Source organism: Variovorax sp. 20P10.2.4, assembly GCF_058244205.1.
This window is the reverse complement of record NZ_JBZAYE010000352.1, coordinates 1-7,672: the sequence shown is the minus strand read 5'-3', so window position 1 is coordinate 7,672 and position 7,672 is coordinate 1. Positions and strand designations below refer to the sequence as shown.

Sequence of the window (7,672 nt, the reverse complement as noted above, 5' to 3'; positions counted from 1 at the left end):
GCTGATCCTCGACGAGCCCACCGCGGCGCTCGACGTCTCCGTGCAGGCCGGCCTGCTCGCGCTGCTGTCGGGGCTGCGCCGCGAGCTCGGCCTCGCGATCCTGTTCATCTCGCACGACCTCGGCGTGGTGCGGCTGCTGTGCGAGCGCGTGCTGGTGATGCGCGCGGGGCGCATCGTCGACGAAGGGGCGCCGCAGGCGCTGTTCGAGCGCCCGCGGCATCCCTACACCGCCGAGCTGGCCGCGGCAGTGCCGCGCTTTCCGGCGGCCGCCTGAGCGGCCGGCCGGGCGCGGCTTCAGGGCTGGAAGTACAGATCCGCGAAGCTCCCGCGAATGTGCTCGCCGGTCGGCCCGTAGTCGCGCACCTTCTTCGCTAGCACCGTGATCGCCGGATTCGCGCCCAGCTCGATCGAGGGCACGTCGCGGTGCACGATCTGCTGGAAGTCGACGAAGAGCTGGCGCCGCCTGGTCTCGTCCACCTCCACGGCCGCCGCTTCCAGCAGCCGGTCGATCTCGGGATTGACGTAATGCGCCGCGTTCGAGAACGGCAGCCCGACCTTGAAGTTCTTCGACCAGAACACGCGCTGCACGCCCACCGTGGGATCGAACAGGTTGGTGAGGCTCTCGAGCGTGATGTCGAAGGCACGCTCGGTGTAGGCCTTGGTCACGTAGGTCGCGAAGTCGTAGCTCTCGACCGCGGCATCGATGCCGATGCGGCCCAGCGACTGGCGCACGAAGTCGGCCGCGCGCCGCTCCTGGAACGGGTTGTAGAGCACCCGCAGCCTGAGCCGCGTGCCGCCCGCGCCGCGCTTGAAGCCGGCCGCGTCGAGTGCCGCCTCGGCCGCCTTCGGGTCGTAGGGATAGGGCTGGATGCTCGCATCGTGGTAGCGCGAGATCCCCTTGCCGATCGGCGAGGCCGAGGGCGTGCCCAGGCCGTACCAGACCGTCTTGGCGAAGGCATTCACGTCGATCGCCTGCGCGATCGCGCGCCGCACCTCCACCTTCTGCAGCGCCGGCGTGTCGAGGTTGAAGTAGATCTGCTGGTGGCTGCCGAGGTACGGCGAGATGCGCGTGTCGATCTCCACACCGGGCAGCTTGCGGAAGCGCTCCACGTCCGACAGCGGGATGCCGCCGGTGCCGTTGGCCAGGTCGGCCGCGCCCGACTCGAGCGCCGCCGCGCGCGCGGCGGCATCGAGCACGAAGCGCACCACCACGCGGTCGAGGTAGGGCTTGGGCTTGTCCCAGTAGTTCGGGTTGCGCTCGAGGATGATGTGGCTGCCCTGCACCCACTCCTTGAACACGAAGGGGCCGGTACCGATCGGCTGGCTGTTGTACTTGCTCGCCGCGATGTCCGTGCCTTCGTACAGGTGCTTGGGCACGATCGGCGATTCGGTCGCGGCCAGGGCCGTCAGCAGGAAGGGCGCCGGCTTGCTCAGCACCACCACGGCCGTGTAGGGATCGGGCGTGCGCACTTCCACCACGTTGGCGAAGGTGCCGCGGCCGCGCGGATGCACCTGCTTGAGCGTGAGGATCGAGAAGGCCACGTCGGCCGACGTGAAGTCCTTGCCGTCGTGCCACTTCACGCCCTTGCGCAAAGTGAAGGTGTATTGCAGGCCATCGGCGCTCAGCGACCAGGCCGTGGCCAGCAGCGGCTTGGGCTTGAGGTCGTAGTCGTAGGTCAAGAGGCCTTCGACGATCTTCGGACCGATCTCGGCGTTGCCGCCGGCCGTGGTCGTCAGTGGCACGATGGAAGCCGGCACGGGATTGACCAGCCAGTTCAGCGTGCCGCCCTGCCGGGGCTGGGCCCAGGCCGCGGGCGCGGCCAGCAGCGCGAGGGCAGAGAGCGCGGCGGCGCCGGCGGCCAGCGTGCGGCGACGCAGCGGGCCGATGTTCTTGTTGCGAGAGGGAGATGTCATGTTCGGATGCGTGTGGCCAACCAAGGTCGTTCAGAACGCCGGAATGACCGCGCCCTTGTACTTGTCCTGGATGAACTTGCGCACCTCGGGCGTGTGCAGCGTCTTCACCAGCTTGGCGATGGCCGGCGACTGCAGGTTGTCCTTGCGCGCCGCGATGAAGTTGGCGTAGGGCGAGTTGCGGCCGTCCTCGATGAACAGCGCGTCGCGGCCCGGATCGAGCTTGGCCTCGAGCGCGTAGTTGGTGTTGATCAGCGCGAGGTCCACGTCGGGCAGCGCGCGCGGCAGCTGCGCCGATTCGATCTCGCGGATCACCAGCTTCTTCGGGTTCGAGACGATGTCGCGCGCGGTCGACTTGATGTTGCTCGGATCCTTGAGCTTGAGCAGGCCCTGCCTGGCCAGCAGCGCCAGCGCGCGGCCCGAGTTCGACGGATCGTTGGGGATGGCCACCACCGCGCCTTCGCGCAGGTCGGCCGTCTTCTTGATCTTCTGCGAGTAGGCGCCGAAGGGCTCGATGTGCACGTCGCTGTTCGGGACCTCGACGATGTCGGTCTTGCGGTCCTTGTTGAAGGAATCGAGGTAGGGACGGTTCTGGAAGAAGTTCGCGTCGAGCTGCTTGTCGCCGACCGCGAGGTTGGGCTGCACGTAGTCGTTGAACACCTTGACCTCGAGGTCCACGCCCTGCGCCTTGAGCTGCGGGCGGATGAATTCGAGGATCTCGGCATGCGGCACCGGCGAGGCCGCCACGCGCAGCGTCTCCTGCGCCTGCGCGGACATCGCGCCCAGACCGGCCACCGACAGCACCATCACCGAGAAGGCGCGCTGAAACGAAAACGTCATGGTTGGAATTCCCTCATCGTCAGAAATGAAAAACGCCGGATCGCCCTGTCCTCGCAGGAACGTCCGGCGCTGCGCAGGTTAGCGGCGCGATGCCGCCCTCCCAAGCGATGAATCGGCGCTTGCTTATGTGATTTGCGAGCAAGCGGCGGGCACGATCCTCAGTTCATGCGCTGCAACAGCACGTCGGTCACCGCCACGCTGCCCGAGGCCTTCGGGAACCGCAGCGTCACCTGCTTGATATGCGCGAGGTCCACGCCATGCAGCGCGAAGGCCTTCAGCGGAACCGCCACCATGTTCAGCAGCGGCCGGGTGGTGCCGGTGTCGGCATAGATCGCATCCGCGGGCGCGTCGATCAGCGGGATCGCGCCGTCGGGCTTGCGCGCGATGCCGTAGAGCGCGTCGCTGAAGTCGCTGCCCTTGATCGCCGCCTTGCGATCCTGCGTGTCGGTCAACGCGATCTCGACCTCCTGCCCGATCGGTGCCACCACCGCGACGCGCAGGCTCAGCGTGTCGAAGCCCTGGGTGGAGAGGTCGCCGGTGTGGATCGTCATCGCGGCGCCGGCCGCGGTCCATTGCAGTTGGGCCTGGTCCGTGATCGACCAGGTCAGCAGCGTCTTCGCGTCATAGCTGAAGTCGTAAAGCGCGCCTTCCTTGAACAGGCGATCGACGGCGAGCTGGCTCACGGGGTCGTTGCATGCCGCGTCGCGATCGGATTTGAGCGCGAGGAAGCGGCATTGCACGGCCTGGCTGAACTTCTCGTAGGCGGTCGACAGCCCGCTCGGATTCTTCGCGCTGGCGTCGGCGCTGCGGAAGTTCTGCAGCAACTTGCGTTGCGCGGCCGGTTGGTGGATCGTCAGCACGGCGCGCTCGTCGCAGCTGTCTTCGCCCACCGGGCAGCCCGCGGCCGGGATCGGCGCCTGTCCCTTCCAGTACGGCGCGAACTGGAACTCGTCGCCGACGAAGTAGCGCATGAACGATTCCATCAGGAACTGGCCATTGCGCCGCTGGTCCTGGCGGCTCAGGCGCAAGGTTTCCGCCTGTGCGGCCTTGCAGTAGAGCGGCGCCCGGATCTGCGAATCGTCGGTCTTCGACCAGTAGTCGTTGTAGAAGTTGTGGTTGGCGCCCCGCACGAGGACCTGGTACTTGGGCGCGCTGTCGTCCTCGGCGGTGTAGCGGCTCTCGTCGAAGATCTGCCCGCCTTCGAGCGTGTAGACGTCGCCGTCGCAGCTCGGCAGCAAGGTCATGAACGGCACGTGCGTGACGCGCGACAGCTGCTTCTTGTTGATCGCCGCCAGCGAAAAGACAGCGCGGATGCGATGCGGCAGCCCGGTGGCCGAGGGCAGCACGACCCCAGAGCGGCGCAGCTCCTCCTCGGACGCGATCTGCTGCAGCCACTGCTCGCTGTTCGCGTTGATGCGCCGCAGCACCGTGTTCATGTTCCTGAGCGCGGCATCCGCCTTCTCGAGGGCCAGCTGCTCGGCGTCGAGCCTGGCCTTGGCGTCGAGCGCCTCGCGCTGCAGCCGCTCCACCTCCTGGGCCAGGGCATCGATTTCCGACGATGGCGCGGGCGGCGACCGGTCCTGCGCGGCCTTGAGCTGGAGTTTCGCCAACAGCAGTTGCACGGCCGCGTCGGTGGAGGCGGTCAGGGCCTCGTCGACCCGTTTCTGCGCCGCCTCCTGCGCGGCCTGCAGCGGCAGGGCCGCCAGGCGCAGGGCGCGTGTCGCCTCGATGTTCTGGTAGCTGATGCCCACGCGCTGCCGGTTGAGTTCCACCGCATAGGCCACCGCTTCGGCGCCGCGCGAATGCCCGATCAGGCCCACGCGCTCGAGGTCCATCTTTCCCTTCAGCCCTGGCAGCGCGACGCCGTTGAAGACACCGCTCGCATTGCCTTCGCGCAGCAGGTCGAGCGTGGTCATCAGCAACTGGCCGCGCGCCAGCGCACCGGCATCCGAGGCATTGCCGTTGAGCCCGTTGATCTTTCCCGCGTCGATGGAGACGGCGACATAGCCGTTCTCGGCCAGGCTTTTCTGCAGGTAGTCGTAGCCCTTGGCATTGTTGAGATCGGAGGAATCATGCATGCCGTGCAGGAACACCACCACCGGATGGCCGCCGCTGGCCGAGGGCTGGACCTTCGATGTGCCTTGCACGCTGGCCGGCCCGGTCGGATAGCGCACCGTGCCCTGCAGCGGCACCGTGTAGATCACGTCCTTGTAGCGCGCATCGGAAACGACCGTGGTGCCGAGACCATAGACGACCTGTTCGGAGGACAGGTAGCCACCCTTCTCTCCGAAGGGCACGGTCGCGGTGAAGCGCGTGACGACGGAAGGATCTTCCGGCTCGGGCGGGGTCGTCACCGGAATCGTCGGCGCCGGGTCTGCCGTTCCGCCGGTGGCGGTGGTCGTGGGCACGGGTGGAACCAGGGCCAGGGATCCCGCACCGCCATCGCTTCCTCCTCCGCATCCGCTCGCGAGCGCGAATCCCAGAAGCACCGCGCAGGCTTTCAACAAGCGCATGCAACGCTGTCCATTCATTGATCTTCTCCCAGACATTGTTTCGACGATGGGAGCGATCCGCGATCGAGGCACGACTCGCTCCGAGTGGTGTCCGATTCGCGCATGCGGTTCTGCCGATGCGTCGCCGAGCGACGCCTGTCTCTGGTGGTGTGCGCATCTCGCCATTGCGGACCGCGCGGAGAAGCAATTCACATGCCTTTTAGAAAGACCATGGAATCAGTCGCAATTGATCTGAATTGCCGTTCTTTTAATTAATATTCAGGCAATTGACCGGCTTCATCGACGCGCGATCCTGTGCGCCTGTTCGGCGAAGCTCAGCCGCGATCCGCGTCGTCCCAGACCGCCTCGCGCACCGCGACCGCCTTGGGCAGCACACCGAGCTTGAACAGCCTGTCGGCCGTGCGCTGCTGCGAAGCGAGGATCGCGTTCGACAGCGGCACCACGTCGAAGCCCGCATTGGCATTGACCTCGGTCACCACGTCCAGCGGCATGCCGGTGGCGGCCGCGACCGACTTCGCGACCTCGGCGGGATTGGCCCTGGCCCAGCGGCCGGCCTCGGCCGAGCCCTCGACCAGCGCCTTCACATGAGCGGGCCAGGCCTTGGCGAAGCCGGTGTTGGCGAGCAGGAAGGAGGCGCTGTCCTCGAGCACGTCGCCCTGCCAGGCGATCACGCGCGTCTTGTTGCGGCGGCGCGCGATGGTGAAGTACGGGTCCCAGATGGCCCAGGCATCGATGTCGCCGCCATCGAAGGCGAAGGCCGCGTCGGCCGCGCCCAGGCCGATGCTGGTCACGGCCTTGATGTCCAGCCCCTGGCGCTCGAGCGCGGCCGCCACCAGGTTGTGCGAGCTCGATCCCTTGGCATAGCCGATGCGGCGGCCCTGCAGGTCGGCGATGCTTCGGATCGGCGAATCCTCCTTCACGAGGATGCCCTCGGAGCGTGGCGTCGAGGGCTGCGCCGCCACATAGGCCACGCGCCCGCCCGAGGCCTGCAGGAAGATGCAGCCCACATTGCCCGCATTGCCGAAGGCGACGTCGCCGGTGTCCATCGCCTGCAGCAGGTTGAGGCCCGAAGTGAACTCGGCCCATTCGATGCGGATGCCCAGCGGCTCGAAGCGCTTCTCGAACACCTTGAGCTGGCGCGCCACCAGCGGAATGCCGGTTTTCTGATAGCCCAGCGTCAGGGTCGAGCCCTTGAGGCCGATGGCGGCGCTCCAGGCGGAAGGGGCGGCGACCAGCGAGGCGGCGCCCGCGGCGAGGGTGAATTGGCGGCGGGTCAGCATGGCGGGATCGATTCAGCGAAAGAGGGTCAGGGTCACAGCGCACCCGCGCTCTCGGGCAGGATGCAGTTGAGCAGGTGATCGCCGACCACGGTGAACTTGTGGCGCACCGGGTCGTGCAGCGTGTGCACGCGCGCGTTGCGCCAGTGGCGGTCGAAGGCATGCGGCGCCTGCGCGGAACGCGTGCCGCAGAGCTCGAACAGCTTGCTCGAGGCATGCAGCGCGATCTCCGAGGTCAGCACCTTGGCCTCGGCCACCGCGAGCGAGGCCGCGGCGCGGCGCTCGCGGTCGGGCCGGGCGATGGCCTCGTCGAGCGCGAGGCCCGCGCGCTGCGTCATCGCCTCGGCTGCATGCAGGCGGATCTGGATCTCGCCGACCTGCGCGATCACCAGTGCATCGACGATCGCGCGCGGTGCACCCGTCGGCTGCGCGATCGATGCGTGTTCGCGCAGGAAGCGCACCGTGTCGTCGAGCGCGGCCTGGGCGATGCCGAGGTCGATGCCCACATGGCTGATCTGCGAGACCGCGCCCATCGGCTGCTCGCTGTAGGCGCGGTGGATCGGCAGCACGCAGAGATCGGGCAGCAGCACGTCGTCGAGCCGTACGCGGCCGCTCGCGGTGGTGCGCTGGCCGAAGCTCTGCCAGTCGTCCTCGATGGTCAGGCCCGGCGTGCCCGCCGGGATGATCGCCACCGTCTTCGCACCGGCCGCGTTCAGGCCGATGGCCGACACGTAGTGCGCGAACAGCGCGCCGGTGGCGTAGATCTTCTCGCCGCGCAGCAGCCAGCCTCGGGGCGTGCGCTCGATCAGCAACGGCTGCACGGCGCCGTCGCGCGGTGCGTCGACGTTGGCATTGCCGAAGCGGCAGCCGCGCAGGATCTCGCCGAGGAAGAAGGCCTTCTGCGCCTCGCTGCCGATGGTCGAGAGCCAGAACACGGCGCTGTTGTGGTTCTGCTGGATCTGGCCGATCGAGGCATCGGCCGCCGACAGGATCGCGAACACCCGCGCCACGGTGGCGTACGACACGGCCGCGCCACCATGGGCACGCGGCAGGTTCATGGCCCACAGGCCGGCGCCCGAGACCTGGTCGAGCTCGCGCTCGGGCAGCAGGCGCTGGCTGTCGCGCGCGGCC

Annotated in this window: 5 protein-coding genes and 1 pseudogene; 1 reads left to right on the top strand and 5 read right to left on the bottom strand. The window is 67.9% G+C overall.

Translation table 11 applies throughout. The annotated features are described in order from the left end of the window. Positions 1-274, top strand: a pseudogene (locus AC27VN_RS26480) (glutathione ABC transporter ATP-binding protein GsiA); the annotation flags it as partial. A gap of 20 nt (positions 275-294) precedes the next feature. Here AC27VN_RS26480 and AC27VN_RS26475 read toward each other — a convergent pair. From AC27VN_RS26475 to AC27VN_RS26455, 5 genes are all read right to left on the bottom strand, one after another. Further along, complete coding sequence (locus tag AC27VN_RS26475; RefSeq protein WP_490878454.1) at positions 295-1,914, bottom strand: ABC transporter substrate-binding protein; 1,620 nt, start codon at positions 1,912-1,914, stop codon at positions 295-297. 30 nt (positions 1,915-1,944) lie between these two features. After that, the gene (locus tag AC27VN_RS26470) at positions 1,945-2,751 is read right to left on the bottom strand and encodes a MetQ/NlpA family ABC transporter substrate-binding protein (protein ID WP_490878453.1); all 807 of its coding nucleotides are present in this window, start codon (positions 2,749-2,751) and stop codon (positions 1,945-1,947) included. Between the two features lie 158 nt (positions 2,752-2,909). Next, positions 2,910-5,159 carry a hypothetical protein gene (locus tag AC27VN_RS26465; RefSeq protein WP_490878452.1) on the bottom strand — a complete coding sequence of 750 codons (2,250 nt, stop codon included), beginning with the start codon at positions 5,157-5,159 and terminating at the stop codon, positions 2,910-2,912. 419 nt (positions 5,160-5,578) lie between these two features. Then, positions 5,579-6,544, bottom strand: coding sequence for an aliphatic sulfonate ABC transporter substrate-binding protein (locus tag AC27VN_RS26460; protein WP_490878451.1), 966 nt, complete (start codon positions 6,542-6,544; stop codon positions 5,579-5,581). Positions 6,545-6,576: 32 nt separating this feature from the next. Next, positions 6,577-7,672: SfnB family sulfur acquisition oxidoreductase (locus AC27VN_RS26455; RefSeq protein ID WP_490878450.1), on the bottom strand; the 1,096-nt coding region annotated here is incomplete at its 5' end.

Coding starts and splice junctions, on each gene's coding strand:
- AC27VN_RS26475 (WP_490878454.1), bottom strand. CDS start 1,914: ATGACATCTCCCTCTCGCAACAAGAACATCGGCCCGCTGCGTCGCCGC.
- AC27VN_RS26460 (WP_490878451.1), bottom strand. CDS start 6,544: ATGCTGACCCGCCGCCAATTCACCCTCGCCGCGGGCGCCGCCTCGCTG.
- AC27VN_RS26470 (WP_490878453.1), bottom strand. CDS start 2,751: ATGACGTTTTCGTTTCAGCGCGCCTTCTCGGTGATGGTGCTGTCGGTG.